26 protein-coding genes and 1 tRNA gene are annotated in these 25125 nt (G+C 58.4%); 18 read left to right on the forward strand and 9 right to left on the reverse strand.

The annotated features are described in order from the left end of the window. The first annotated feature begins 33 nt into the window (after positions 1–33). Both gltX and gltA read left to right on the forward strand, forming a co-directional pair. The gene (gltX, locus tag ACR0KG_RS12915) at positions 34–1434 is read left to right on the forward strand and encodes a glutamate--tRNA ligase (protein WP_480827845.1); all 1401 of its coding nucleotides are present in this window, start codon (positions 34–36) and stop codon (positions 1432–1434) included. Between the two features lie 122 nt (positions 1435–1556). Beyond that, positions 1557–2852, forward strand: coding sequence for a citrate synthase (gltA, locus tag ACR0KG_RS12920; RefSeq protein WP_480541260.1), 1296 nt, complete (start codon positions 1557–1559; stop codon positions 2850–2852). Between the two features lie 45 nt (positions 2853–2897). Here gltA and ACR0KG_RS12925 read toward each other — a convergent pair whose 3' ends face one another. Beyond that, a complete protein-coding gene (locus ACR0KG_RS12925; RefSeq protein ID WP_480827846.1) occupies positions 2898–3965 on the reverse strand; it encodes a PA0069 family radical SAM protein in 1068 nt (355 codons plus the stop codon). Positions 3966–4252: 287 nt separating this feature from the next. Between ACR0KG_RS12925 and ACR0KG_RS12930 the strand changes: the two genes are divergently transcribed. Together ACR0KG_RS12930 and ACR0KG_RS12935 are read left to right on the forward strand one after the other, a co-directional pair. Continuing rightward, positions 4253–4951 (forward strand): corrinoid protein, encoded by a 699-nt coding sequence (locus tag ACR0KG_RS12930; RefSeq protein ID WP_480541258.1) that lies wholly within the window; start codon positions 4253–4255, stop codon positions 4949–4951. A gap of 192 nt (positions 4952–5143) precedes the next feature. Beyond that, complete coding sequence (locus ACR0KG_RS12935; protein WP_480827505.1) at positions 5144–5800, forward strand: DUF1638 domain-containing protein; 657 nt, start codon at positions 5144–5146, stop codon at positions 5798–5800. A gap of 9 nt (positions 5801–5809) precedes the next feature. On the opposite strand, the gene ACR0KG_RS12940 is transcribed toward ACR0KG_RS12935, so the two are convergent. Continuing rightward, entirely contained in the window at positions 5810–6220 is a 411-nt protein-coding gene (locus ACR0KG_RS12940; RefSeq protein WP_480827506.1) for a SufE family protein, read from the reverse strand. Between the two features lie 140 nt (positions 6221–6360). Here ACR0KG_RS12940 and ACR0KG_RS12945 point away from each other — a divergent pair, with 140 nt between their 5' ends. Then, positions 6361–6885, forward strand: a complete 525-nt coding sequence (locus tag ACR0KG_RS12945; protein ID WP_480827507.1) for a hypothetical protein — start codon at positions 6361–6363, stop codon at positions 6883–6885. A gap of 6 nt (positions 6886–6891) precedes the next feature. On the opposite strand, the gene rnd is transcribed toward ACR0KG_RS12945, so the two are convergent. The 3 genes from rnd to purM form a co-directional block, all read right to left on the reverse strand. Next, positions 6892–8049: a ribonuclease D gene (rnd, locus tag ACR0KG_RS12950; RefSeq protein WP_480549051.1), complete on the reverse strand. Its 1158-nt coding sequence runs from the start codon at positions 8047–8049 to the stop codon at positions 6892–6894. Between the two features lie 114 nt (positions 8050–8163). After that, positions 8164–8760, reverse strand: coding sequence for a phosphoribosylglycinamide formyltransferase (purN, locus tag ACR0KG_RS12955; protein WP_480549049.1), 597 nt, complete (start codon positions 8758–8760; stop codon positions 8164–8166). Next, positions 8757–9803, reverse strand: a complete 1047-nt coding sequence (gene purM / locus ACR0KG_RS12960; protein ID WP_480549047.1) for a phosphoribosylformylglycinamidine cyclo-ligase — start codon at positions 9801–9803, stop codon at positions 8757–8759. The genes purN and purM overlap by 4 nt, the downstream gene beginning before the upstream one ends. Positions 9804–9910: 107 nt before the next feature. Between purM and ACR0KG_RS12965 the strand changes: the two genes are divergently transcribed. Beyond that, positions 9911–9987 (forward strand) — tRNA-Ile (locus ACR0KG_RS12965). A 125-nt stretch (positions 9988–10112) separates the two neighbouring features. Further along, the gene (locus ACR0KG_RS12970; protein WP_480827508.1) at positions 10113–10613 is read left to right on the forward strand and encodes a flavin reductase family protein; all 501 of its coding nucleotides are present in this window, start codon (positions 10113–10115) and stop codon (positions 10611–10613) included. Here the strand turns inward: ACR0KG_RS12970 and ACR0KG_RS12975 are convergent. The 3 genes from ACR0KG_RS12975 to ACR0KG_RS12985 are packed head-to-tail and all read right to left on the reverse strand — an operon-like array spanning position 10610 to position 12842. After that, positions 10610–11089: a DUF6505 family protein gene (locus tag ACR0KG_RS12975; protein ID WP_480827509.1), complete on the reverse strand. Its 480-nt coding sequence runs from the start codon at positions 11087–11089 to the stop codon at positions 10610–10612. The genes ACR0KG_RS12970 and ACR0KG_RS12975 overlap by 4 nt on opposite strands. Beyond that, a complete protein-coding gene (locus tag ACR0KG_RS12980) occupies positions 11086–11784 on the reverse strand; it encodes a biotin/lipoate--protein ligase family protein (RefSeq protein ID WP_480827510.1) in 699 nt (232 codons plus the stop codon). Before ACR0KG_RS12980 ends, ACR0KG_RS12975 begins: the two co-directional genes overlap by 4 nt. After that, the gene (locus tag ACR0KG_RS12985) at positions 11781–12842 is read right to left on the reverse strand and encodes an Mrp/NBP35 family ATP-binding protein (protein WP_170532826.1); all 1062 of its coding nucleotides are present in this window, start codon (positions 12840–12842) and stop codon (positions 11781–11783) included. The genes ACR0KG_RS12980 and ACR0KG_RS12985 overlap by 4 nt, the downstream gene beginning before the upstream one ends. A gap of 108 nt (positions 12843–12950) precedes the next feature. Between ACR0KG_RS12985 and ACR0KG_RS12990 the strand changes: the two genes are divergently transcribed. Then, positions 12951–13679 carry a hypothetical protein gene (locus ACR0KG_RS12990; protein WP_480827511.1) on the forward strand — a complete coding sequence of 243 codons (729 nt, stop codon included), beginning with the start codon at positions 12951–12953 and terminating at the stop codon, positions 13677–13679. Here ACR0KG_RS12990 and ACR0KG_RS12995 read toward each other — a convergent pair. Next, positions 13673–15628 carry a 4Fe-4S binding protein gene (locus tag ACR0KG_RS12995; protein WP_480827512.1) on the reverse strand — a complete coding sequence of 652 codons (1956 nt, stop codon included), beginning with the start codon at positions 15626–15628 and terminating at the stop codon, positions 13673–13675. The two genes, ACR0KG_RS12990 and ACR0KG_RS12995, sit on opposite strands and share 7 nt — an antisense overlap. Before the next feature lie 233 nt (positions 15629–15861). Here ACR0KG_RS12995 and ACR0KG_RS13000 point away from each other — a divergent pair, with 233 nt between their 5' ends. From ACR0KG_RS13000 to ACR0KG_RS13045, 10 genes are all read left to right on the forward strand, one after another. Next, entirely contained in the window at positions 15862–16443 is a 582-nt protein-coding gene (locus tag ACR0KG_RS13000) for a DUF3305 domain-containing protein (RefSeq protein ID WP_480827513.1), read from the forward strand. Then, a complete protein-coding gene (locus tag ACR0KG_RS13005; protein ID WP_480827514.1) occupies positions 16440–17021 on the forward strand; it encodes a DUF3306 domain-containing protein in 582 nt (193 codons plus the stop codon). The genes ACR0KG_RS13000 and ACR0KG_RS13005 overlap by 4 nt, the downstream gene beginning before the upstream one ends. Positions 17022–17024: 3 nt before the next feature. Further along, positions 17025–17636 carry a TorD/DmsD family molecular chaperone gene (locus ACR0KG_RS13010; protein ID WP_480827515.1) on the forward strand — a complete coding sequence of 204 codons (612 nt, stop codon included), beginning with the start codon at positions 17025–17027 and terminating at the stop codon, positions 17634–17636. A 58-nt stretch (positions 17637–17694) separates the two neighbouring features. Then, on the forward strand, positions 17695–17883 hold the full coding sequence (locus ACR0KG_RS13015; RefSeq protein ID WP_480827516.1) for a twin-arginine translocation signal domain-containing protein: 189 nt from the start codon (positions 17695–17697) through the stop codon (positions 17881–17883). A gap of 154 nt (positions 17884–18037) precedes the next feature. Beyond that, the gene (locus ACR0KG_RS13020) at positions 18038–20932 is read left to right on the forward strand and encodes a formate dehydrogenase subunit alpha (protein ID WP_480827517.1); all 2895 of its coding nucleotides are present in this window, start codon (positions 18038–18040) and stop codon (positions 20930–20932) included. Positions 20933–20947: 15 nt separating this feature from the next. After that, positions 20948–21544, forward strand: coding sequence for a formate dehydrogenase FDH3 subunit beta (fdh3B, locus tag ACR0KG_RS13025; RefSeq protein WP_039530246.1), 597 nt, complete (start codon positions 20948–20950; stop codon positions 21542–21544). A gap of 73 nt (positions 21545–21617) precedes the next feature. Further along, a complete protein-coding gene (locus tag ACR0KG_RS13030; protein WP_480549029.1) occupies positions 21618–22826 on the forward strand; it encodes a formate dehydrogenase subunit gamma in 1209 nt (402 codons plus the stop codon). Continuing rightward, entirely contained in the window at positions 22827–24089 is a 1263-nt protein-coding gene (locus ACR0KG_RS13035) for a c-type cytochrome (protein ID WP_480827518.1), read from the forward strand. 13 nt (positions 24090–24102) lie between these two features. Continuing rightward, positions 24103–24228, forward strand: a complete 126-nt coding sequence (locus ACR0KG_RS13040) for a hypothetical protein (protein ID WP_480541225.1) — start codon at positions 24103–24105, stop codon at positions 24226–24228. Next, a complete protein-coding gene (locus ACR0KG_RS13045; protein ID WP_480541223.1) occupies positions 24229–25101 on the forward strand; it encodes a substrate-binding domain-containing protein in 873 nt (290 codons plus the stop codon). Positions 25102–25125: the final 24 nt, after the last annotated feature.

Here is a 25125-nt window from a genome sequence, read left to right on the forward strand (position 1 = left end):
CCCGACACGGTTACCAAAAGGTTAATCCATACAATGTCCGATCAGGTCGTCACCCGTTTCGCCCCCTCGCCTACCGGTTTTCTGCATATCGGCGGCGCACGCACTGCGCTGTTCAACTGGCTTTACGCGCGCGGACGTGGCGGCAAGTTCCTGCTACGAATCGAGGACACAGATCGCGAGCGGTCTACACCGGAAGCTACAGCCGCGATCCTGCAGGGCATGGCTTGGCTGGGGCTGGATCATGATGGCGATGTGATCTCTCAGTTCGAAGGTGCCGCACGCCACGCCGAGGTGGCACATCAGCTGCTGACCGAGGGCAAGGCTTATAAGTGTTTCTCGACCCAGGACGAAATCGCAGCCTTCCGCGAACAGGCCCGCGCCGAGGGTAAATCGACCCTGTTCCGCAGCCCCTGGCGCGATGCGGATCCGGCGACGCAGCCGGATGCGCCCTTTGTGATCCGCATCAAGGCCCCACAGGACGGTGCAACAGTGATCCGCGATCAGGTGCAGGGCGATGTGACCATTCGCAATGATCAGCTGGACGACATGATCCTGCTGCGTTCCGATGGCACACCGGTCTATATGCTGGCTGTGGTTGTGGACGATCACGATATGGGCGTCACCCATGTCATTCGGGGCGATGACCATCTGAACAACGCCGCGCGTCAGATGATGATCTACGAGGCTATGGGCTGGGATATCCCGGTCTGGGCCCATATCCCATTGATTCACGGACCTGACGGCAAAAAACTGTCCAAGCGCCACGGTGCTTTGGGTGCGCAGGAATATCAGGCGATGGGTTATCCTGCCGCAGGTATGCGCAACTACCTGGCGCGTCTGGGATGGAGCCACGGCGATGATGAGTTTTTCACTGACGCGCAGGCTAAGGACTGGTTTGATCTGGACGGCATCGGCAAAAGCCCGGCCCGTTTCGATTTGAAAAAACTGGAAAATCTGTGTGGGCAGCACATAGCGATCTCGGACGATACTGCGCTGCGGCATGAGATCGAGGGATATCTGGCCGCTGCTGCACTACCCGCTCTCACGCAGACACAATCGGGTGATCTTGAACGGGCGATGTTTTGCCTGAAGGATCGCGCGCGGACCTTCCCAGAACTCCTTGAAAAAGCGCATTTTGTTCTGACTGAACGACCAATCGCTCCAGATGAAAAGGCCGCCAAGGCGCTCACAAATGTATCCGATGGTATACTGGAAGAATTGACGCCGCAGCTGCAAAATGTTAGCTGGTCGCGAAACGAGCTGGAAGAGGCGCTGAATTCCTTTGCCGAGGCACGGGAACTCAAGTTCGGCAAGCTGGCAGGTCCACTCAGGGCCATTCTGGCAGGTCGGGCCGTCACACCTTCGGTTTTTGACATGATGCTTGTGCTGGGACGCGATGAAACCCTGGCGCGGCTTTCTGAGGCAGCGACATAAACCCAATCTTCATAAACGGGTAACGCTGCTCCGCTAACACCCGGACTGCGCGCCCGCGCGCAGTCATTGCCCGCATGGTTCGGCGACGATCCGGCCTGCGCACGAATGAAGAAGGGACAATTATGACTGATAGCAGCAAAACAGCCACTCTGACCGTACATGGAAAAGAGTATGAGTTGCCGGTTCACTCACCGACGGCCGGGCCTGACGTTGTCGATATCCGCAAATTGTACGGTCAGGCAGGTGTATTCACCTATGATCCGGGCTTTACCTCAACCGCAAGCTGCGACAGCACCATCACCTATATCGATGGCGAAAAAGGTGAGCTGCTGCACCGGGGCTATCCGATCGACCAACTGGCCGAGAAATCCCATTTCCTCGAAGTGTGCTACCTGCTGCTTTATGGAGAGCTGCCGAGCGCCAAAGACCTGGAAACCTTCGAGACCACGATCACGCGCCACACCATGCTGCACGAACAGATGCTGTATTTCTATCGTGGCTTCCGCCGTGACGCGCATCCGATGGCGATTATGGTGGGTGTTGTTGGCGCCATGTCGGCCTTCTACCACGACTCGACCGATATTTCGGACCCGCACCAGCGTGAGGTCGCATCGCATCGTCTGATCGCCAAGATGCCGACGATTGCGGCCTGGGCCTACAAGTACCATATCGGTCAGCCCTTCGTGTATCCACGTAACGATCTGGATTACGCATCGAACTTCCTGCGCATGTGCTTTGCTGTTCCGGCTGAAGAGTATGAGGTCAACCCGATCCTGAGCCGCGCGATGGACCGTATCTTTACCTTGCATGCGGATCACGAACAGAACGCCTCAACCTCGACCGTGCGTCTGGCCTCGTCTTCGGGTGCTAACCCGTTCGCTTGTATTGCAGCCGGGATCGCCTGCTTGTGGGGGCCGGCGCATGGGGGTGCGAACCAAGCCTGTCTGGAAATGCTGGAAGAGATCGGCAGCGTCGATCGCATCCCGGAATACATCGCCCGCGCCAAGGACAAGAACGACCCGTTCCGCCTGATGGGCTTTGGCCACCGCGTCTACAAAAACTTTGACCCGCGCGCCAAGGTGATGAAGCAGTCGGCGGATGAAGTTCTGGATCTGCTCGGTGTTGAAAACAACCCGAAACTGCAGGTTGCCAAAGAGCTTGAGAAAGAAGCTCTGCAAGACCCGTATTTTGCCGAGAAGAAGCTGTTCCCGAATGTCGATTTCTACTCGGGCATCATTCTCGAGGCGATGGGCTTCCCAACATCAATGTTCACGCCGATCTTTGCGTTGTCGCGCACCGTTGGTTGGGTCAGCCAGTGGAAAGAGATGATCGCCGATCCACAGAACAAGATCGGTCGCCCGCGCCAGTTGTATCTGGGTGAGACGAACCGCAACTACGTGGATATCGAAAAGCGCTAAGCATCAGACCCAAGCAACGCCCCGGATCATCCGGGGCGTTTTGTTTTAGAGCAGGCTCAGCTGATCGCCTGCCTGCGGTGGCTTGGAAAATAGGTCCGTCCGCAAAGGGGCCCCTTCTATGCGCAACCCCAATCGTTTGACCGCCAGTTTGAACCTTTGCGCGACTACCTCGGCATATTCGCCCTCGCCCCGCATCCTATGGCCCCAACGCGGATCATATTCCCGCCCACCATGCATTTCGCGCAGGCGCGACATGACCTTTTCCGCGCGGGCGGGTTCGTGTTGCGCCAGCCAATCCTTCCACAGCACCGAAACTTCGCGCGGCAGGCGCAGCATGATCCAACTGGCAGTATCGGCCCCGGCATCCCGTCCCGCCTCAAGCAGCTGTTCCAGTTCATGATCGGTTAATCCGGGGATAAGCGGAGAGGTCATGACCCGCACCGGTACACCTGCCCCGGTCAGCCGCTCTATCATCTGCAAACGTCGCTTGGGCGATGGGGCCCGAGGTTCCATCCGGCGCGACAGTTTCGCATCCAGCGTCGTCAGCGATATGCCGACACGTACCAACCCACGCACGGCCATCGGAGCCAGAACATCCAGATCGCGCTCGATCAGCGCTCCCTTGGTCACAATCGCCAACGGATGGTTGAAATCTCGCAAAACCTCAAGGCAGCCTCTTGTTATCAAACGGGTTTTCTCGATCGGTTGATATGGGTCGGTATTCGTACCCAGCGCCATTGTTGCCACGCGGTATCTGCGCGCCGAAAGCTCTTGCCGCAGCAGGTCAGCCGCGTTCGGGCGCGCGATCAGGCGAGTTTCGAAATCCAGCCCAGGGGACAGCCCTAGATAGGCGTGGCTTGGCCGGGCAAAGCAATAGACACAGCCATGCTCACACCCGCGATACGGGTTGATCGACCGGTCAAAAGGCAAATCCGGGGACCGGTTATAGGAAATGATACTGCGCGCAACCTCCGCCCGAACTTCGGTGCGAAGCGGAGGAAGATCGTCGTCCTGAGGCCATCCGTCGTCGGTTTCCAACGTTGTAAAACGTTCGAAGCGCCCGGCAACATTTGATGCCGTTCCTCGCCCCCGTATCCTGGATTGATCGACCATTTGTTCGCTCTTTGTTCCCATCTCGACGATACGCAAAGAGCGCAGATCCATCAAGAGCGCTTGAATAGTGCCGTGGCCAATTATCGAGATGAATTTGCCTAACAATCTGAACATTATGCAGAATGATCTTGCAGAAAATTCAGTCGCCCTGTGCAAATTTCTATCTTATAGGTCGGTCCCGAAACGACTGAGGTCGCAATCGTCACAGTCAAACTGCGGCGTTTTGGCCAAAACGGAAAAAATGCCATCTTGGTGCCATTGGCCCACACAGCTCAGGGAAACGCCCCATGTCTGATGAAGAAGATATCGTCCTGTCCGAACTGAATGACGATGAACTTGTCGAACAGATGTTCGATGATCTTTATGACGGCCTAAAAGAAGAAATCGAAGAAGGTGTGAACATCCTGCTGGAACGCGGATGGGCGCCGTACGATATTCTGACCAAAGCGCTTGTTGGCGGCATGACCATCGTGGGACATGACTTCCGCGACGGTATTCTCTTCGTACCCGAAGTTCTTCTGGCGGCGAACGCTATGAAGGGCGGCATGTTTATCCTCAAGCCGCTGCTTGCCGAAACCGGTGCGCCGCGCGTTGGCAAAATGGTCATCGGCACCGTCAAAGGTGACATCCACGACATCGGCAAAAACCTTGTTTCGATGATGATGGAAGGCGCAGGTTTCGAAGTTGTCGATATCGGCATCAACAACCCGGTCGAAAACTATCTGGAAGCGCTGGAAAGCGAAGAGCCCGATATTCTGGGCATGTCCGCCCTGCTGACCACAACCATGCCTTACATGAAAGTCGTGATCGACACATTGGTCGAGCAAGGCGTGCGTGATGACTATATCGTTCTGGTCGGCGGCGCGCCGTTGAACGAAGAATTCGGCAAGGCCATTGGCGCTGATGCCTACTGCCGTGATGCGGCTGTTGCTGTTGAAACCGCCAAGGAGTTTGTTTCGCGCAAGCACAATCAGATGGCGGGTTGATCCGGCAAAGCAATCCAAAACAAAGCCGCCCGATCTTGGGCGGCTTTTTTATGCGCGGCAGTGGCACGTCCCTGGTCTGTCATCAGTTTGTGCAGCAAACGCGTCGGTGGCCATAGGCAGAAAGTCGGCACCAGACTTGCCTTCCTGTACGAAAGATCATTCTTTTATCCAGAAGCTGACGGGTTCAAAGCCATGCCACAGAACACTTTACCTGACGATGCAAGCCTGACCACCGATGGATATTCCGAGAACGATGGCCAGCAGCAGATATTGCTGATCGCGTGCGGGGCTCTGGCGCGTGAGATTCTGGACCTGAAAAAACGCAACGGCTGGGACCATATGGCCCTGACCTGTTTGCCCGCGATCCTGCATATTCACCCGGACCGCATCACTCAGGCAGTCGAAGATGCGGTGGCAAAACACCGCAATGACTATCACCAGATCTTTGTCGTCTACGCAGATTGCGGCACCGGAGGGCTGTTGCAAAAAGCCTGCGAAGAGCTTGGGGTCGAGATGATCAAAGGTCCTCATTGTTACTCGTTTTTTGAAGGTAATCAGACCTTTGCTGATCGCGGCGATGATGAAACAACGGCCTTTTACCTGACGGACTTTCTGGCCCGGCAGTTCGACGCCTTTGTCTGGAAACCGCTCGGCCTGGACCGTCACCCAGAGCTACGCGATATGTATTTCGGAAACTACACCAAACTGGTCTATCAGGCTCAGACGGATGATCCGGTCCTCACCGAACGCGCCCAGGCATGTGCCGAAAAAATGGGGTTGGCGTTCGAGCGTCGCCTGACCGGTTATGGCGATCTTGAAGTCACGCTAAAAGACTGGGCGAACCGCTAAGGGAGGCTGTCAGAGGTTTTGTTGTGCGACTTCTCGGATGCGCTCGATCATCGATCGCAAACCGTTTGAACGTTGTGCAGACAAGTGATCATGCAGGCCAAGGCGGGCCAACTCACCCCCTGCATCCACCTTCAACACCTCTGCCACAGGCAAACCGTTATACAAGGATCGCAATACCGCGATCAGTCCCCGCACGATCAAGGCGTCGCTATCACCATCAAAATGGAACGTACCATCCTCGATCATTGGTTGTAGCCAGACCTGACTGGCGCATCCATCCACCTTGGTCGATGGCACCTTAAAGGCGTCATCCAATGGTTCCATCGCCTTGCCTTGTTCGATCACATGGCGATACCGGTCTTCCCAGTCTTCGAGAAACTCAAAATCCTCAACGATTTCTTCAAAGGCGGGCGTTGCCATGGTGGGGCGATCCTTGCGTTGTCTTCACAATTGTGACCTAAGCTCAGGCATCATCGCTGTCCAGCCCCCGCCGTGGCTTTTCAAGGCGTAGAAATTGCGCTAACCCATTGGCTGAACTGCCATCATAAAGCTGTGGGTCCATGCTGAAACCTCTGTCCCTACTTGTCGTCGTCTCACTGACCCTGTCCGCCTGCGGCTGGCGGGATTCGCGGGTCAACCCGTCAAACTGGTTCGGCGGCAGCAGATCGACCCCGGTTGAAGCCCCTCCTGCCGAAGAGGCAAATGCACTGATTCCGCAGGAGCGTCAGGGCGGTGGTCTGTTTGCTCGTCCCGAAGAAGAAGATACCAGCGTTCCTATTGCTAAGGTTGATGAGCTTCGTATCGAACCGATCCCGTCGGGCGCCATCGTCTATGCCTCAGGCACGGCAATCCGGCAGGGTGCGTTTGATGCGCGGTTGGTCCGGGTGGAGTCGGAAGAGAACCAGAAGAACGGCATCTTGGAATACACCTTCCGTGTCGACTATCCCAAAACCCAGACACCGCAAGGGTCTGAACGGACGCGTATGGTGTCGGATGCAATCAATGTCTCGACGCAGGAATTGGAAGGCATTCGCCTGGTGCGCGTGGTCGGACAGCAGAACGCATTGGAATCGCGCCGACGCTAACCGTACCTAGAGCGAGACAACTTTGACGTTTTGCCCTTTGGCGGCCAGCGCGATCTTACCTTCGCAAAGTTTCAGCGCGTCTTCACCAAACACTTCAAAGCGCCATCCGGACATGGCGGGCAATTCACGCTCGCCCGCCGCGATCTGATCCAGTTCCGAACTTGTTGCGATCAGCTTGGCCGCCACCCCAGAGCTTTCGGTCTTCGATTTCAAGAGCACGCGCAACAGGTCAGCCAGCGCCGGGTTAACCTTGAGTTTGTCCCGCGAGTTATCAACTTTGGGCAACCTGTCCGCCGGGCAATTCACGCCGCGTTTCACCGCAGCCAGAATTCCGTCGGCAATCGCACCTTTGCGCGCCTCGCGTAGCAAGAGGCGAGAGCCACCCAAATCAGAGGGCGTTTTGGGCTTGGTCGAGGCCAACTCAATCAGGGCATCATCCTTGAACACCCGATTGCGCGGCACGTTGTTTTCCTGTGCATACGCCTCGCGGAATTGTGCCAGCTCTCGCACAACGGCCAGAAACTTGGCCGAATTGGTGCGCGTCTTTACCCGTTTCCAGGCATCTTCGGGCTGTATGTCATAGGTCTGCGACTGAGTCAGGGTGCGCAACTCTTCCGCGACCCAGTGGCTGCGCCGGGTCTTTTCAAGTTCCGCCGCCAGATGTTCATAGATCTTCCGCAGATGCGTGACATCCGCCAGGGCATAAGTTTTTTGCGCATCCGTCAGCGGCCGCCGCGACCAATCGGTAAAGCGAGACGTCTTGTCGACACCCTGTTTACAGATTTTGCGTACAAGGGTTTCATACCCCACCTGCTCGCCAAAGCCGCAAACCATTGCGGCAACCTGCGTGTCAAACAAGGGCGTCGGGAAAACACTTGCCTCGACCCAGAAAATCTCAAGATCCTGACGGGCGGCGTGGAAAACTTTGACCACATTCTCATCGCGAAACAAATCGTAGAGCGGTTCAAGCGACAGACCATCCACCAATGGGTCGACCAGAACGGCGCTGTCTTCATCTTCTGACGGCACGGCCAGCTGCACCAGACAAAGTTTCGAGTAATAGGTCCGTTCGCGCAAAAACTCGGTGTCTACTGTGACATAGGGATAGCCTGCAGCAGCCGAGCAAAACTCGGCCAGCTCTTGCGTCGTCGTCAGGGTTTTCATGCGCCGTACTATTCTTGCTCTTGTTCTTTATGTGACTGCCCGTTTTTCCGCGTCCCGAGCGATAGATGCGACCATAGGACGAATTTTAGGGATCTGTAAATCACTCAGGGGCGATCAGGGCAGCATAAGGGGTGAACTGTTGCCATCCGCGAAACGACGCAGCACTGCGGGGTATAATTTGTGCTCCCACACCAATACCCGTGCAGCCAGATCATCGGGTGTATCGCCCGGTGTAACCTCAACCCGTGCCTGACCAAGGATCGGGCCGTCATCCAATGCGGCGGTCACTTCATGCACGGTGCAGCCATGCTCGGCATCCCCCGCTTCAATGGCGCGCGCATGGGTATTCAGGCCCTTGTATTTGGGCAGCAGCGACGGATGGATGTTTAGCATCCGGCCTTGAAAGCGTGATACAAAATCGGCCGTCAGAACCCGCATGAACCCTGCCAGGCACACGATGTCTGGCTGCGCTTGTTCCAGTGGTTTCAAAAGCTCAGCCTCAAAAGCGGCACGGTCGCCCTTGAAGGGGCGATGGTCCACCACAGCGGTTGCAATGCCACGATCCCGAGCTTTCGTTAACCCGCCCGCCTGCGCCTCATTGGACAAGACCAGACAGGGACGCGCCGGGTGGTCGCCGGTCATGCTGTCGACTAGCGACACCATGTTGGACCCGCCACCGGAGATCAGGATCGCAACGCGCTTGTGGCTCACAGCAGTTTGCCTAAATAGGCCACGCCTTCCGCGTCGGTGACAGTGCCGATACGCGACACGTCCTCACCCGAATCCGTCAGCAAAGTTGACAGCGCGTCTGCTTGGTCGGCCGCGCAAACCACGATCATGCCAATGCCGCAATTAAAGGTCTTCAGCATCTCAGCCTCAGAAATCCCGCCGGTTTCAGCCATCCAGTTGAAAACCGGAGGTAGATCCCATGCATTCAGATCAATCTGGGCCCCTAAACCTTCGGGCAAAACGCGCGGCAGGTTCTCGGTCAAGCCACCGCCTGTGATATGGGCCAGCGCATGAACGCCCCCTGCCCGGATCGCAGCCAAGGCGGGTTTTACATAAAGGCGCGTCGGCGTCAGCAGTGCCTCACCCAACGCACCTCCACCAAAGGGTGAGTCTGCGTCCCAACCCAAACCCGAAATCTCAACCAGCTTGCGGACCAGAGAGTAGCCGTTGGAATGCACCCCATTCGAGGCCAGCCCCAGCAGAACATCACCCGCCTGAACGCCATCAGGCAGATCAGCACCTCGTTCCATCGCGCCGACTGAAAAGCCAGCCAGATCGAAATCGCCATCGGGATACATACCCGGCATTTCGGCGGTTTCGCCACCGATCAGCGCGCAACCTGACTGCGCGCAACCTTCGGCAATCCCTTCGATGATCCTTGCAGCAGTATCCGTGTCTAGCTTGCCGGTTGCGAAATAGTCGAGGAAGAATAAAGGCTCAGCGCCCTGACAGATCAGGTCGTTGACGCACATGGCGACCAGATCGATGCCAACGCCATCGACAACACCGGTATCAATCGCGATGCGTAGCTTGGTGCCGACACCGTCAGTCGCGCCTACCAAGATGGGGTCGTCATAGCCCGCTGCCTTTAGATCAAACAGCGCACCAAAGCCGCCCAGACCGCTCATTACACCGGGGCGGTTCGTCCGCTTGGCGGCGGGCTTAATCCGATCGACCAGAGCGTTGCCTGCATCAATATCCACACCTGCATCAGCATAGGTGATTCCGTTCTTGCCCGCTGTCATGGTAGGTCCCTCAAGAATGCTTTGCGGGCGGGTTAGTCGATTGTGCGTCTTGTTGCAACGGTCAGGCTTGACGCGGGCGTTCACCGTGATACTCAAAGCGCTCAGGCGGGCCTGTAGCTCAATTGGTTAGAGCAGAGCGCTCATAACGCTTTGGTTGCGGGTTCAAGTCCTGCCGGGCCTACCAAATTCCCAATTCGCCTGTTGTAGCGTTGATCCGGCATTCGGGTCGAATAGCTGCCTTGCACAGCTTTTGATGGACAAAGCCGTTGCCGCATGGCACCTGAGGCGCGGCGAAGACAAGAGCGTGCGATGACCGAGAAGACCTTTATCCCCGGCCCCGATCAAAGCAGCGATTTTCGCGCGGCTTTGGGTTGTTTTGGGACCGGTGTTACGGTTGTGACCACGCATACGGCAAACGGCCCCCGTGCGATCACCGTGAACTCTTTTGCATCCGTGTCGCTGGATCCGCCTTTGGTGCTGTGGTGTCTGGCCAAAGATTCGTTTCGCTTCAACGCGTTCAATTCCTGCCAGCACTATGCGATCCACGTCATGGCGCAGGAACAACAGGACGCCGCGCTGAAATTCGCCCGCGACGGCACCGATTTCTCACATGCCAAGTGGGAATTGGACGCAGCCGGTCGCCCGCAGCTGGCCGAATGTCTGGCTAGGTTCGACTGCGAGCTGCACACCAAACATGAAGCCGGGGATCACCTGATCCTTGTGGGTCAGGTCGAACAGGTGATGTTCCGCACTGGTAAAGGACTGATCTTTAAACGCGGTCAGTTCGGTGGTTTTGTCGACAACGTCTAGTCGTCAAGCGAGCCATGCACGGCCAGCGCCTCTAACTGCGTTTCTTGCGGTGTGATCACCCGAAACGCTTCATGCACGCCGCTTTCCGTCAGCTCACGTGCGACAGTTAACAGCGTATTGGGCGCGTGATCCTCGCAAAGCTCCGACATATGATCGATTTCCGATTGCGCCACGCCGTGTGCCGCTTCGACCGAAGGCGCACCGTAGAACTGCACGAAATGCCCGGCCAGATTCTGAATGACCTGATCTTTTTCTGCCGCTTCAATCTGGGTCACCGCAACAAAGGTCACGCGCCCAAAGGTTTCCAGCCCCAACCAACCATTGGCAAAAGCTTGTCGGGATTTCCCTTCAAGATCGCCCTGCCCCCAGTTCGAAAACTCGAACCCGCCCGAGATGCACCATTCCCCGGTCCGCGCAGGGGAATGAAATACGTTCATATCGCTTTCATCGAAATGGATCGCGCGGGCGAGTTTCATTGGTTTGCCTCCAATAGCTCTGTCAGCGGGCGCAGGTGGGTCTCTTCACCATTCCGGATCAACATGCCAAATCGTTCATCCGTACCTAGGAAGACGCCCCCATCGGTGAGAGGCTCCCCCACTCCGCGCAAAAGGCCCAGCCATTCACCATGCAACGGCGCGTTGCCATCCTCTTGCCAGCGGTTGAGCCAGGTCAGCATGTGCCGCGACCAGCTCTCCACAAGTTGGGTCGCTGAAACATCCGCGCAACCTTCGTCGTAAAGCGCTGTGATATCAGGCGTGTTCCCCGGTACATCACTGGTTTGCAGCAGTGCCAGCTCCCATCCGATCACCAGCCAGTCAGGCATCTGCGCGGGATCGGAGGACGAGGCCGCGACGTGGAACTGCCCGCATTTTGCGCCGTTCACGCAAATCAGCCCATCCCACCCCAGATGCACAGCCACTTCGGGCGGGGCCAGCGCGCCCAAAGCGTTCTGAAACCCAACAGCACAGAGCGGTAGCATCGCCATCGCGTCCTGCAACGGCACCTCGGGCGCGAACACGATGGCCACGCGCAGGCGGTCGGCCTGAATGTTGTAAATCACCGTGCCCGCATCACAGCCCAGGGCTGCCATGGCCTGTGCCTTTTCGCACGGATCCTCGCCCCCCTTCGCGGCGAGACCGGTCAGTAGCGGAGGGAAGACCGGATCGGTCATGCGTTACCTTTGGCGATCAGGTCGCGGGCAATCTTGCGGAAGGATTCTGCCTGCGCACTGTCTGGTTTGCTGACCACGATCGGCGCGCCGCCATCTGCGGCTAGGCGGATATCCAGATGCAGCGGAATTTCTCCCAACAGGGGAACACCCAGGCCCTCAGCCTCAGAGGCGACACCGCCATGGCCAAAGATATGTTCCTCGTGCCCGCAATTCGAACAGATGTGCGTCGACATGTTTTCGATCATCCCCAGGATCGGTGTCTTGAGCTGATTGAACATGTCGATCCCTTTGCGGGCATCGATCAGGGCCACGTCCTGAGGGGTTGAGACAACGATGGCGCCATCCACCTGGAATTTCTGGCTGAGCGTCAGTTGCACGTCGCCGGTGCCCGGCGGCAGGTCCACGATCAGAACATCCAGCGCGCCCCATTGCACCTGGCTCATCATCTGTTGCAATGCGCCCATCAGCATCGGACCCCGCCAGACGACCGCCTGCCCTTCGTTGGTCATCAGACCCATCGACATCATGGTAACGCCGTGATTGCGCAGCGGCAGGATCGTCTTGCCATCGGGGCTGGCCGGACGTCCTGACACACCCAGCATCCGGGGCTGCGACGGGCCATAGACATCCGCATCCAGCAGACCCACACGACGGCCTTCGGCGGCCAGAGCACAGGCGAGGTTTGCGGATACGGTGGATTTACCTACCCCACCCTTACCCGAGGCCACGGCGATGATCCGGTCCACACCGGGTACTGCCTGCGGACCGGTCTGCGATGGTTTGGGCTTGGGCTTCAGATCCGGCGGAGCCTTATCGGAATGCGCGGTCATCATGGCCGAGACCTTGGCGACCCCATCCACCATCTGCGCGGCCTGTTCGGCAGCCGCGCGCACGGGTTCCATGCGCTCGGCATGTTTGGGATCGATCTCGATGACAAACCGGACGGTATCGCCTTCGACATTCAGTGCACGGACGACGCCTGCGCTGACAATATCCTGACCGGAGACCGGGTCAGTGATCTTTTTCAGGTTCGCCAGAACCGCGTCACGGACACTCATGCCTTCATCCCCAAAACCTGCCCCATCGCATGGCTGCATTTCATCGCACCTGTCTCCGTCTTTCCTAGTTCATTTGACGCATTTGCCTTTTGGCCGTTAGGTTTGGCCATGCGCTTTGTCCTGTTGTGCCTCAGCCTGACGCTCACCGCCACCCCTTCCGGGTCGCAAGAGGCCATCGGCCTGGCCGCCCCGTCCGAGGTAACAGACACCGGCCTGTTGCAACATATTCTTCCACGCTTTTCGCTCAAGACCGGGATACGCGTTACTGCGGACGAAAGCGGTGTTATGTCGCTGACGGCGGGTCCAACTGGTGATCCGGTCTTTGCCCGCGAAGGTGTGATCTACCATCTGAGCATTCAGGACGACCCCCGGCAGGCCCGATTCCGGGATTGGCTGACATCCGACATCGGGAAACGCACAGTCGAAAGCTTTGCGCCTGATCAGGGCGCGCCCTTTAGCGCCAGTTTTGAGGTCGCCGTCACCGGTAGCGTAACGACAACCGATGGTGACGTGACCCTGGGCGAAGAACTTTCGATGACCCATTGTGGCCGCTGTCACGTGATCGGTCCAAAAAACCGGATGAACGGGTTGGGCTCGACTCCCTCTTTTGCGGTTTTGCGCAGCCTTCCGGATTGGGATGAACGGTTTCAGGCCTTCTTTGCGCTGAACCCTCACCCTGCCTTCACTCAGATCGATGGGCTGACGCCGCCCTTTGATCCGGCGCGCCCATCGCCCATTCATCCGGTTGAGATGACATTGGACGACCTCGACGCCATCTTGGCCTTTGTTTCGATCATTGAAGCGGCGGATCTTGGCAAGCCGCTGCAGCATCAATGATCCTTCCGCTTGGAGAAATAGTCATCCGTCGTAATCACCCGAGGTTTGGGATTGGACTGGAACGGATTGTCCTCCATCTTGAATTGCGCGCCGACCCGGCAATTGTCGCACATCTGGATCATCCGTGCCTGTTCGGACGAGGCAAACATCGGATGCGTGCCCGAAAGCTTCTCCATGATGCGTTCCACCGTCGATTTCACGCCAAACAGGGCACCACATTCGACACAAGCAAAAGGTTCTTCTTCGTTCAACACCTGCTGAGACAGGGCCGTGTCGCTCAGATCCAGCTGCGGCACCAGTGTGACCGCATCCTCGGGGCAAATGTTCCGGCATAGGCCACATTGCAGGCAAGCATCCTGCTGAAAGTTCAGTTGCGGTTTGTCCGGATTGTCGATCAATGCCCCCGAGGGACACAGCGAAACACAGCTGAGACATAAGGTGCAGGCATCCGTATCCACCGCAACCGCACCATATGGAGCGTCCTCTGGCAAGGATAGCGGCTCTTCCATCATTGGGTTCAACGCTTGTGCCGCCAGCCGCGTGATCTGTCGGCGATTGCCAAGGGGCAACACAGGGTCTGTCAGCGGTGCCGGAACAGACTGCGCATATAGCAGATCAGACAACGCGTCCGGGTCGGCCTCATCAATAAAGCTCAGACCGGCATCTGTGGCGATGGCCGAAGCCAGCGCGAGTTCCCGATCCAGTGCATCCCGCTCAGTCGTTGGCGCAAGCAGGATGTCCACCCGCGCAAACCCGTGGGCCAGACCTGCCAACATCTCGGCATGGCCGAACCCTGAGATGACACTCAGCTCCATCGGGATCACATCGGCGGGCAGGCCACGGCCAAAACGCGCGGCCAACCGGATCATCTCAGCCCCATGGGCATCATGCACCAGCAAGCGCGGTGCACTGCCACCGGCCCGACGATAGGTGCGCGCCAGAACATGCATGCGAGACAGGATCGCGGATACCGGCGGATCCTCGTAGGTGATCGCGGTCGAAGGGCACAAGGCCGCGCAGGCCCCACAACCCGCACAGATCATCGGGTCGATTGCGACATGCTCTCCGGCTGGTGTGATCGCCCCGGTTGGGCAGATATCAAGGCAGTTGGTGCAGGCGACCTGTTCGGCGCGCGAATGGGCGCAGAGCGTTTCCTCAAGCCGCACATAGAGCGGTTTTTCAAACGTCCCCACCAGTTGCGCCGCGTCAAACGCCAGGCGCGCGACCGCCAACGGATCGCGCGGATCACCCCGCAGATACCCTTCGCGTTTGGCAGGGGCCTGAACCAGCGGCGTGCCACCTGCTAAATCAATCAGAATGTCACAGGCGGATCTGGCCCCATCACGCGGATCGGACCAGGCGAAAGCGCCGCGACCCCCAGGCTCCATTTGCTGCAGCTGGTCGATCCGCAGCGTAAATCCTCCCAACGCGCCAGTGACCGACCGCACCTGCCCCTGAACCACGTCAAAAGACCGGGTCGTGGGATGGCCACCATCAGTTGCCAGAACTGTCACGGCCAGCACGCCGGCCAGACGATCCGCGAGTTCGAACGCAACTTCGGAGGGTCCGATGATGCAGCAGGTCCGCTCGCTAATCACATCCACGCTGGGTGTGATGGGCATTGGGATCATGGCCTCAGCTGCCAGAGCAACCATTTTTGGGGCCGCATCCTGCGCCTGCTCTGACCAGCCCGCGCGATCCCGGATGTCCACAAAAGCGGGCGATTCAACACTCAGATCCTCGGCCAGGTCCCGAAACACATCCTGCTCTTGCCCACAGGCAATCAGCACTGGATCCTCACCTGTCAGAAAATCGGCCACCAAACCAAGCTCGCGGGTGCACAATCCGGTGTGAACTTTCGAACACTCCAGATCGCAGGCGGATCCGATCCGCTCAGCATCTACGGGCTGTGACCCTTCACAATCGCAAAGTAAAAGCTTGGTAGTCATATCCCCTCCCCGACTTACTCGCCCCCCCACCGCACTGTAGGCTGTATTGCGGGTACGGCAATGTAAACGCCTAACCTCGGCAAAGATCAAACAGCGTTCACACGGGAATTTAGCGATTCCGGCCAATCGATAAATTCCCACATGAAAGGAAAACATCGAAATACGACTAAAGTCGCAGTGCAGGGGCTTGGCAGAACAACAGGTTGTGTACCATAGTGGACATGAGGCCAGGCATGGGAGAGCCTGCCGGGGAGGAGCCAGTGGCCAAGGCCGCAAGCTGTATCGAAATGCCAGTTGGCGTCATTGTGCGCAAAACGCCCGGGGTCACCCGCTGGGCCAAGTGGAACTGGCGCGCGGTCGCTGCCCTGCCGGGTGCAGGCCCTGCGGATTGGGTTGAACTGCGCCGCGAGGGCGATGCTGTCGAATACCACGCCGCCACCTTGCCCTTGACCCTATGGGTGGATGAGACTGAGGCCTACATGGTCAACCTGTCTGACGGGCAACCGTCGATCTATCTGGTTCTGCGCGATGCATTGGACGGGGAACGCCCGATGGATGCGGTATTGATCACTGCGTCTCCGTTCGAAGGCCAGGACTATGCGGATACGGGTGAGGAACTGGTCGAGAAGATCCCGATGTCCGAAGGTTTGATTGCCTGGGTGCGCGATTTTACCTTGGAACACCACCGTGATGAGGTTTTCATCAAGCGCCGCCGCGACAAGAAACGGACCGATCTGGTGGAAGATGGCAAAGGCGATGCGCGGATCCGGCAGGATTCAGACGTCTACCGCGCGCCGCGGAGGGTTGTGCAATGACCCAGTCCCGCGATTTCTGGTCTCGCCGCAAGGCTGCCGTTCAGGCCGAAGCTGAGGCTGAAGTTATCGCCGCCGAAGAACAGGTGATTGCCCTTCAGCAGGCCGAGCTGGAAGAAAAAAGCGACGCCGAAATATTGGCCGAATTCAACTTGCCCGACCCGGATCACTTGCAGGCGGGCGATGATGTCTCGGGTTTCATGGCCAAAGCGGTGCCAGACCGCCTGCGCCGCCGCGCATTGCGACGCCTGTGGCGTCTGAACCCGGTGCTGGCCAATGTGGATGGTCTTGTCGACTACGGCGAGGATTACACCGACGCGGCCTGCGTGATCGAGAATCTGCAAACCGCGTATCAGGTTGGCAAAGGGATGCTGGCCCATGTCGAGGCGCTGGCGGCTGAGACCGAGGAAGAAGAAATTGAGACTGCCGCTCAGGAACCAGAGGACGAACCCGACGCGCAACCGGCTACAATTGCAGAAACGGTACCGGAGCCCGTCCTAGTGGCCGAGTTCGATGCGGAGGAAGAGATCGCAGAGCTTTCCCCTGCCCCGCGTCGCATGAGATTTGAATTCGAAGGATAACGCATGACCGCAGATAACGCGCAAACACTGGATATCTCAGCCGAGGATCGGCTGCGCGCGGATTTCTACAATTTCCTCGGTCTGCTTCTAGCTGGCCCGCCGGATCAATTGCTGCTGGATCAGATGGCTGGGCTGAGTGGCGATGAAACCGATCTGGGACAGGCCATTCAGGCGATGTCGCGCGTAGCAAAGGTCACCAAACCCGCCGCCGCCGAGCGCGAGTTCAACGCGTTGTTTATCGGATTGGGGCGTGGTGAGCTGCTGCCCTATGCCAGTTTTTATCTGACTGGGTTCCTGAACGAAAAACCCTTGGCGCAATTGCGTAACGATATGGCCGTGCGCGGCATAACTCGGGCGCAGAATGTGTTCGAACCCGAAGACAACATCGCCTCGTTGATGGAAATGATGGCGGGCATGATCGTTGGACGCTTTGGTGCGCCTGCCTTGTTGGATGACCAGAAAGCGTTCTGGAACAAACATATCGGGCCCTGGGCCGCGCATTTCTATTCGGATTTGGAAGCTGCTGAAAACTCCGTTCTCTATGCCTCGGTCGGTACTGCCGGTCGGGTGTTCATGGAGATCGAGCGCGAGGCGTTCCGAATGACGGCGGCATAACCCGCCACTCGCCAGCGCCCGAATTGGCGCTAGATCGCAAATGGGAGAGGAGACACCCATGAGCACGACCAAGGAAGAAGGCGCAACGCGCCGCGACTTCCTGAAACTGGCCGGAACCGCAGCGCCTGCTGCTGTTGCCGCTGCCAGCCTGAGCGGTCAAGCCGAAGCAGCCGAGCTGCCCACGGACGAGACCCGCATGCAGGATACGCCGCACACCCGTGCGTATCTGGAAAGCGCGCGCTTCTAAGCCACTTGAAAGCGCGCTTTCAGCACGACGACCGCGCCCGGCGCACCAGCTGGACGATGTCATCTACCCGACTGACGGTTGCGATTGGCCCTGACGTCGGTTTCGCAGTTACCAAGCCAGCCATGATCATCATGGCCAGCAAGGGAGGAAAGAAATGCTTAGGAAAAAGACCAACGGGGTTGCGAGACGCCCCCAGCGGACAAGTATCCTGTCCCAGGTCGGCGAGAAAACCGTCGATCGCCGCGCATTCCTGCGTGGCTCGGGCCTGACGATCGGCGGCCTCGCCGCGATCAGCGCTACGGGTGGAACCGTGTCGCCAGCCAGTGCCCAGACAGCGGCCAATCAGGCCGTCGAGAATATCAAATCCATATGCACCCACTGCTCGGTCGGCTGTACCGTCGTTGCCGAAGTGCAGAACGGTGTCTGGGTCGGGCAGGAACCCGGTTGGGACAGCCCGTTCAACCTGGGTGCGCACTGTGCCAAGGGGGCCTCGGTCCGCGAGCACGCCCATGGCGAACGCCGCCTGAAGTATCCGATGAAAAAGGAAGGCGGGGAATGGAAACGCATCAGCTGGGAACAGGCGATCGACGAGATCGGCGACGGCATGATGAACATCCGCCAGGAATCCGGGCCGGACAGCGTGTATTGGTTGGGCTCGGCCAAGCACAATAACGAACAGGCCTATCTGTTCCGTAAGTTCGCCGCCTACTGGGGTACGAACAACGTGGACCATCAGGCCCGTATCTGCCACTCGACCACAGTTGCGGGTGTTGCGAATACATGGGGCTACGGCGCCATGACCAATTCGTATAATGACATCCACAACTCTCGGGCCATCTTCATCATCGGCGGCAACCCGGCCGAGGCGCACCCCGTCTCGCTGCTGCATGTCCTGCGCGCGAAAGAGCAGAACAACGCCCCGCTGATCGTGTGTGACCCACGCTTTACGCGCACCGCGGCGCATGCGGATGAGTATGTGCGCTTCCGTCCCGGCACAGACGTTGCGCTGATCTGGGGTATCCTGTGGCACATCTTCGACAACGGTTGGGAGGATAAAGAGTTCATCCGCACCCGTGTTTGGGGAATGGATCAAATCCGCACCGAAGTTGCCAACTGGAACCCGGAAGAAACCGAGCGTGTCACCGGAGTACCTGGCTCGCAGCTCAAGCGCGTGGCCCGGACCATGGTCAACAACCGCCCCGGCACCGTGATCTGGTGTATGGGTGGGACCCAGCACACCAACGGCAACAACAACACCCGCGCCTATTGCGTGCTGCAGCTTGCGCTTGGCAACATGGGCACCTCGGGTGGAGGCACCAACATCTTCCGCGGCCACGACAACGTGCAGGGCGCGACGGACCTTGGTGTTCTGTCCCATACCCTGCCCGGCTATTATGGCCTGTCGAAAGGGGCTTGGGGTCACTGGGCCCGTGTCTGGGGTGAAGATCCCGAATGGCTGGCAGGTCAGTTCGCCACGATCAAGGACAAGGACGGCAAGGATAAACCGCTGCAGAATGAGCGTGGCATCCCGGTCTCTCGTTGGATCGACGGTGTTCTGGAAGACCCGGCCAACATGGATCAGGACAATAATGTCCGCGCCATGGTTCTGTGGGGCCACGCGCCCAACTCGCAGACCCGGATGACGGAAATGAAGACGGCAATGGAGAAGCTGGACATGCTGGTCGTGATCGACCCGTATCCCACCGTCTCGGCCGTTCTGCATGACCGCACCGATGGCGTCTACCTGCTGCCGGCCTGTACGCAGTTCGAAACGCGTGGTTCTGTCACGGCCTCGAACCGCTCTCTTCAGTGGCGCGACAAGGTGGTGGATCCGCTGTTCGAAAGTCTGCCGGACGAGGTCATCATGGCCAAGTTCGCCAACAAGTTCGGCTGGGCGGATCGGTTGTTCCGCAATATCGAGATGGACGACCCGGAAACCCCGAATGTTGAAAGCATCACGCGTGAGTTCAACGCCGGTCTCTGGACCATCGGCTACACCGGTCAGTCGCCAGAGCGCCTGAAAAGCCATATGGCCAATCAGCACACGTTCGACAGAACCACGCTGCAAGCCATTGGTGGGCCAAACGACGGCGAGTACTACGGTCTGCCCTGGCCTTGCTGGGGAACGCCGGAGATGGGTCATACGGGGACTCCAAACCTCTATGACATGTCCAAGCCGGTGGCCGAAGGTGGCCTGACCTTCCGCGCCCGTTTCGGGGTGGAACGCGATGGTGACAACTTGCTGGCCGAAGGGGTCTACAGCGTCGGATCGGAAATTCAGGATGGCTATCCCGAATTCACGATGCAAATGCTGATGGACCTTGGCTGGGACGGTGATCTGACGGCTGAGGAACGTGCAGCCATCGACGCCGTTGCAGGACCAGAGACCAACTGGAAAACCGACCTGTCTGGCGGTATCCAGCGGGTGGCGATCGAGCATGGCTGTGCGCCTTTCGGGAACGCCAAAGCCCGCGCGGTTGTCTGGACCTTCCCGGATCCGATCCCACTGCACCGCGAGCCGCTTTATACAAACCGGCGCGATCTGGTGGAGGACTATCCAACCTACGAGGACCGTCAGGCCTATCGTCTGCCGACCCTCTATGCTTCGATCCAGAAGAACGACTTTTCAAAGGATTACCCGATAATCCTAACGTCAGGTCGTCTGGTCGAATATGAAGGCGGTGGCGATGAGACACGGTCGAACCCGTGGCTGGCCGAGCTTCAGCAGGACATGTTTGTCGAGATCAATCCGCGCGATGCCAACAACCTTGGTATTCGGGACGGATCACAGGTCTGGGTCGAAGGTCCTGAAGGCGGCAAGGTTAAGGTGATGGCGATGCTGACCAACAGGGTCGGTGCCGGTGTGGCCTTCATGCCGTTCCACTTTGGTGGCCATTTCCAGGGCGAGGACCTGAGGGAGAAATACCCCAAAGGTGCCGATCCCTATGTACTGGGTGAAAGTACAAACACCGCCCAGACCTATGGCTACGATTCAGTGACCCAGATGCAGGAGACCAAAGCGACTCTCTGCAAGATCTGGTCAGCGTAAGGAGGAGAAGAGAAAATGGCAGCAAGAGCAAAATTTCTCTGCGACGCCGAACGCTGCATCGAGTGCAATGCCTGCGTCACCGCGTGTAAGAACGAGCACGAGGTGCCGTGGGGCGTGAATCGCCGCAGGGTGGTGACGATCAATGACGGTGACCCGGGCGAACGCTCGATCTCGGTGGCCTGTATGCATTGTTCAGACGCGCCCTGCATGGCGGTGTGCCCGGTCGACTGCTTCTATCAGAACGAAGAAGGGGTCGTCCTGCATTCCAAAGACCTGTGCATTGGCTGTGGCTATTGCTTCTACGCGTGCCCGTTCGGCGCGCCGCAATACCCACAGGCAGGCAACTTCGGATCGCGCGGCAAGATGGACAAATGTACCTTCTGCGCCGGCGGCCCAGAGGAAACGCACTCGACCGCAGAGTTCGCCAAATATGGTCGCAACCGGATCGCCGAGGGCAAACTGCCCATCTGTGCCGAGATGTGTTCCACCAAGGCCCTGCTTGCCGGTGACGGCGACGTGGTCTCGGCCATCTACCGCGAGCGCGTCGTCGCGCGCGGGTTTGGCTCGGGCGCGTGGGGTTGGGGCACCGCCTACGACCAGAAAGACGGTTAAGACCGCTTTCATGAACCAAACAGGCGACCCGCACCCGTGGGTCGCCTGATCTGGAATTTTGACCGAGGTTCAGATGTTCCGCTTACTCATCGCATTGCTTTTGACCATTGGGATGGCTCAAGCCGTCGTCGCACAAACCGACGAGACCGAAGTGCCGGCCACCACAAATGAACGCACCTCGACCGGGGGTGCGTCAACGCTCGAAGATATCCTAGCCCGCCAGCGCGGCGAAAAAGTGGACAATAGTTTTCGATCGGAGAACACCGGCCAAGGCAATGTCGAAGGGCTCTTGGGGCAGTTTGGACCTAGCGGCGTATCCTCGGACAGCGATGTTTACCGCGCGCTGCGCTTTGGGTCGGCAGATGTCACCGTTTCATCGCGCGGCCCAGCAGACAGTGTTCTAATACAAGACGGCGGGATGTGGTGGTGGCAATTCCGCACCGGACCATTGCGCGAATACGGCACGTATATCATCGCCGGAATGCTGGGTCTGATCCTGCTATTCTTCCTGATCCGAGGCCGCATTCGCATAGATGGTGAAAAAACAGGCCGAACGGTTACACGTTTCAAAAGTTTCGAACGCTTTGGTCATTGGCTTTTTGCCGGATCCTTTATCATCCTCGGAATAACCGGATTACTCACCCTCTATGGTCGCGACGTCCTGATCCCGATTTTTGGCAGGGAAGGGTTTGCGGTGATCGCCCAAGGGTGCAAATGGCTGCACAATAACCTGGCCTGGGCCTTTATGCTGGGCCTGGTCATCGTCACGGTGAACTGGATTTCACACAATATTCCAAATCGGACTGATCTTAAGTGGCTCGCTGCCGGAGGGGGGCTGTTCACCAAGGGCAGCCATCCGCCCGCTAAGAAGTTCAATGCAGGCCAAAAGATCATCTTTTGGGCCTGCATAGTGCTGGGTACCTCAATCAGCCTGTCCGGCCTATCTTTGCTGTTCCCCTTCGAATTGCCGATGTTCGCCAAGACATTCGCCGTTGCCAATTCAACCGGCATTCCGCAGGCTTTGGGCCTGAGCCTGCCGGTCCAGATGTCACCGCAGGAAGAGATGCAATACGCTCAGGTCTGGCATGTGATGGTTGCCTATGTGTTCATCGCGATCATCGTGGCGCATATCTACCTTGGCTCCATCGGCATGGAGGGCGCGTTTGACGCCATGGGCACCGGTGAAGTCGAGGAGCAATGGGCGCGCGAGCACCACTCGCTGTGGTTGGAAGAGGTGCAGGAAAAAGAGGCCAGCAAGGCGGCGGCCTCACCCGCAGAATAGATGCGCGCGCTGGTTCTGGTTTTTGCTCTGATCCCCCTTCCTGCTTGGGCTGATTTCTTCACGCTTAAGGGGCATGGTGGCCCCATCATGGGAATTGCCACCGCATCGGATGGTCGGATCGCGACGGCCAGTTTCGACAATTCAGTCGGGCTGTGGTTAGACCAGACACCCAAATGGCTGGAGGGCCACGAAGCGGCGGTCAATGCGGTCGTGTTCAACGGCACCGCGATCTATTCAGCCGGGGACGATTTCACTCTGCGCCGCTGGCCGGGCGGAAAAATCGTTGGCCAGCACAAAGGCAAGATCGTCGGCATCGCAGCCTCAAAAACGCATGTGGCCACCGCCAGTTGGGATGGCACCATAGGCGTTTGGCCTGTTGACGGGTCAGACGCAATTCTGCTTGGACCAACCGGCAGCGGGGTAAATGCGGTGGCGTTCTCGCGCGATGGTACACAGCTTTATTCTGCCGGGGTCGATGGCAGCCTGCGGAAATGGGATGTCTTCGACGGGGAAGAGGCACAGCGATTGGTCGAACATGGGTTCGGCCTGAACGAGTTGATCCTGAACGAAGATGACGGCTGGATCGCCTATGGCGCGGTCGATGGCGTAACCCGCATCCGCGATCTGTCAACAGGTGAGGAACGGGATTTCACACTGGATCGCCGCCCAATACTGGCCCTTGCCCTCAACCCAGATCGCTCGCTTTTGGCTGTCGGTGACGGTGAAGGCTATATCATGGTGATCGACACGGAAAAATGGCGCATCGCCAGCGATTTCCGCGCTACCCTGCGCGGCCCGGTCTGGGCCTTGGCGTTTTCAACAGATGGGCAGAATATCCATGCCGGCGGCATTGATGAGGCCATGTATAGCTGGCCGGTGTCTGCCCTTGGTGACCAGGAACAAATGGCAGCAGCCGAGCCCAGCTTTCTGAAAGACCCCACAGAGATGGACAATGGAGAGCGCCAATTTGCCCGCAAATGCTCGATCTGCCATAGCCTAACACCCGATGGGCAACGCCGAGCAGGACCTACGCTGCATGGTATCTTTGGGCGACAAGCCGGCACCCTACCTGGCTATTTCTACTCGGAAACGCTGCAAGACTCTGATATCATTTGGAATGACGAGACGATAAACGTCCTTTTCGACGTGGGGCCAGACCACTACATTCCAGGGTCAAAGATGCCGATGCAGCGGATCACGCAAGAGCAAGACCGGGACGACCTGATTGCTTTCCTGCGCCGAGCAACGGTTGATCGAAACTGAACCGGAGGAGACCATGAAAGCCTTTCTTACCGCCTTGGCCGCGATGGTCGTCATCACCGTTGCCGCCCCCTACACGCTGGACCAGATGGGTTTCAGCGCGGAAGAAGCCACCTCTGGCGCAGCTGTACGTCTGGATTAAATGTCCGAATATCTGACCACCAAGGAACTGGCCGACCTGCTTCGGATCGGCGAGCGTAAGGCCTACGATCTTGCCTCATCGGGTGAGCTGCCTTGCGTCCGCGCCATGGGCAAGCTGCTGTTTCCCCGGGCCGAGGTCATCGCCTGGCTCAACGCCTCACGGTCGGGCCCGCATGTGACCGAACCACCCCTGCCCCCAATTGTCGCCGGTAGCCACGACCCCTTGCTGGACTGGGCGCTGCGCGAAAGCGGATCGGGGCTGGCGACCTACTACGACGGTTCCTTCGACGGTCTGACCCGGCTTGCCGAGCGCAGCGCGCAGGCCGCTGTCTTGCATATCCACGAAGAACACGGGTTCAACACCCAATCCTTACGCGACACGCTGGGCGAGGCGCCTGTTGTTCTTGTCGAGGTCGCGCAGCGCCAACGGGGTCTGCTTCTTGCACCGGGAACCTCAGGTATCGCGGGTTTTGCTGATCTCAAAGGCCGACGCGTTATCTTGCGTCAGGACAGTGCAGCCAGTCAGCGCTTGTTCGATGCCCAGCTTGAAGCTCATGACATGACACGGGATGATCTGGACGCCCTGCCAAACTGCGCCCGCACCGAAGAAGAGCTGGCCATCACCCTGCATGATGGTAAAGCCGAGGCAGGTTTTGGCCTCGGGGCTTTGGCCGGCCTCTACAACCTTGGATTTTCACCGACCCATTCCGAAAGATTGGATCTGGCGATCTGGCGGCGCGCTTACTTTGATGCGCCCATGCAGAAACTGCTGCGCTTTCTGCGCTCAGACCCGTTCAAAGCCCGCGCATCCGAGTTTGGCGGCTACGACCTGACCGGACTTGGACAGGTCCACCACAATGGCTCCAGCGGCTAGGGACTGATCCTATAAAGGACAGTC

This window comes from Ruegeria sp. H4 (assembly GCF_056533065.1).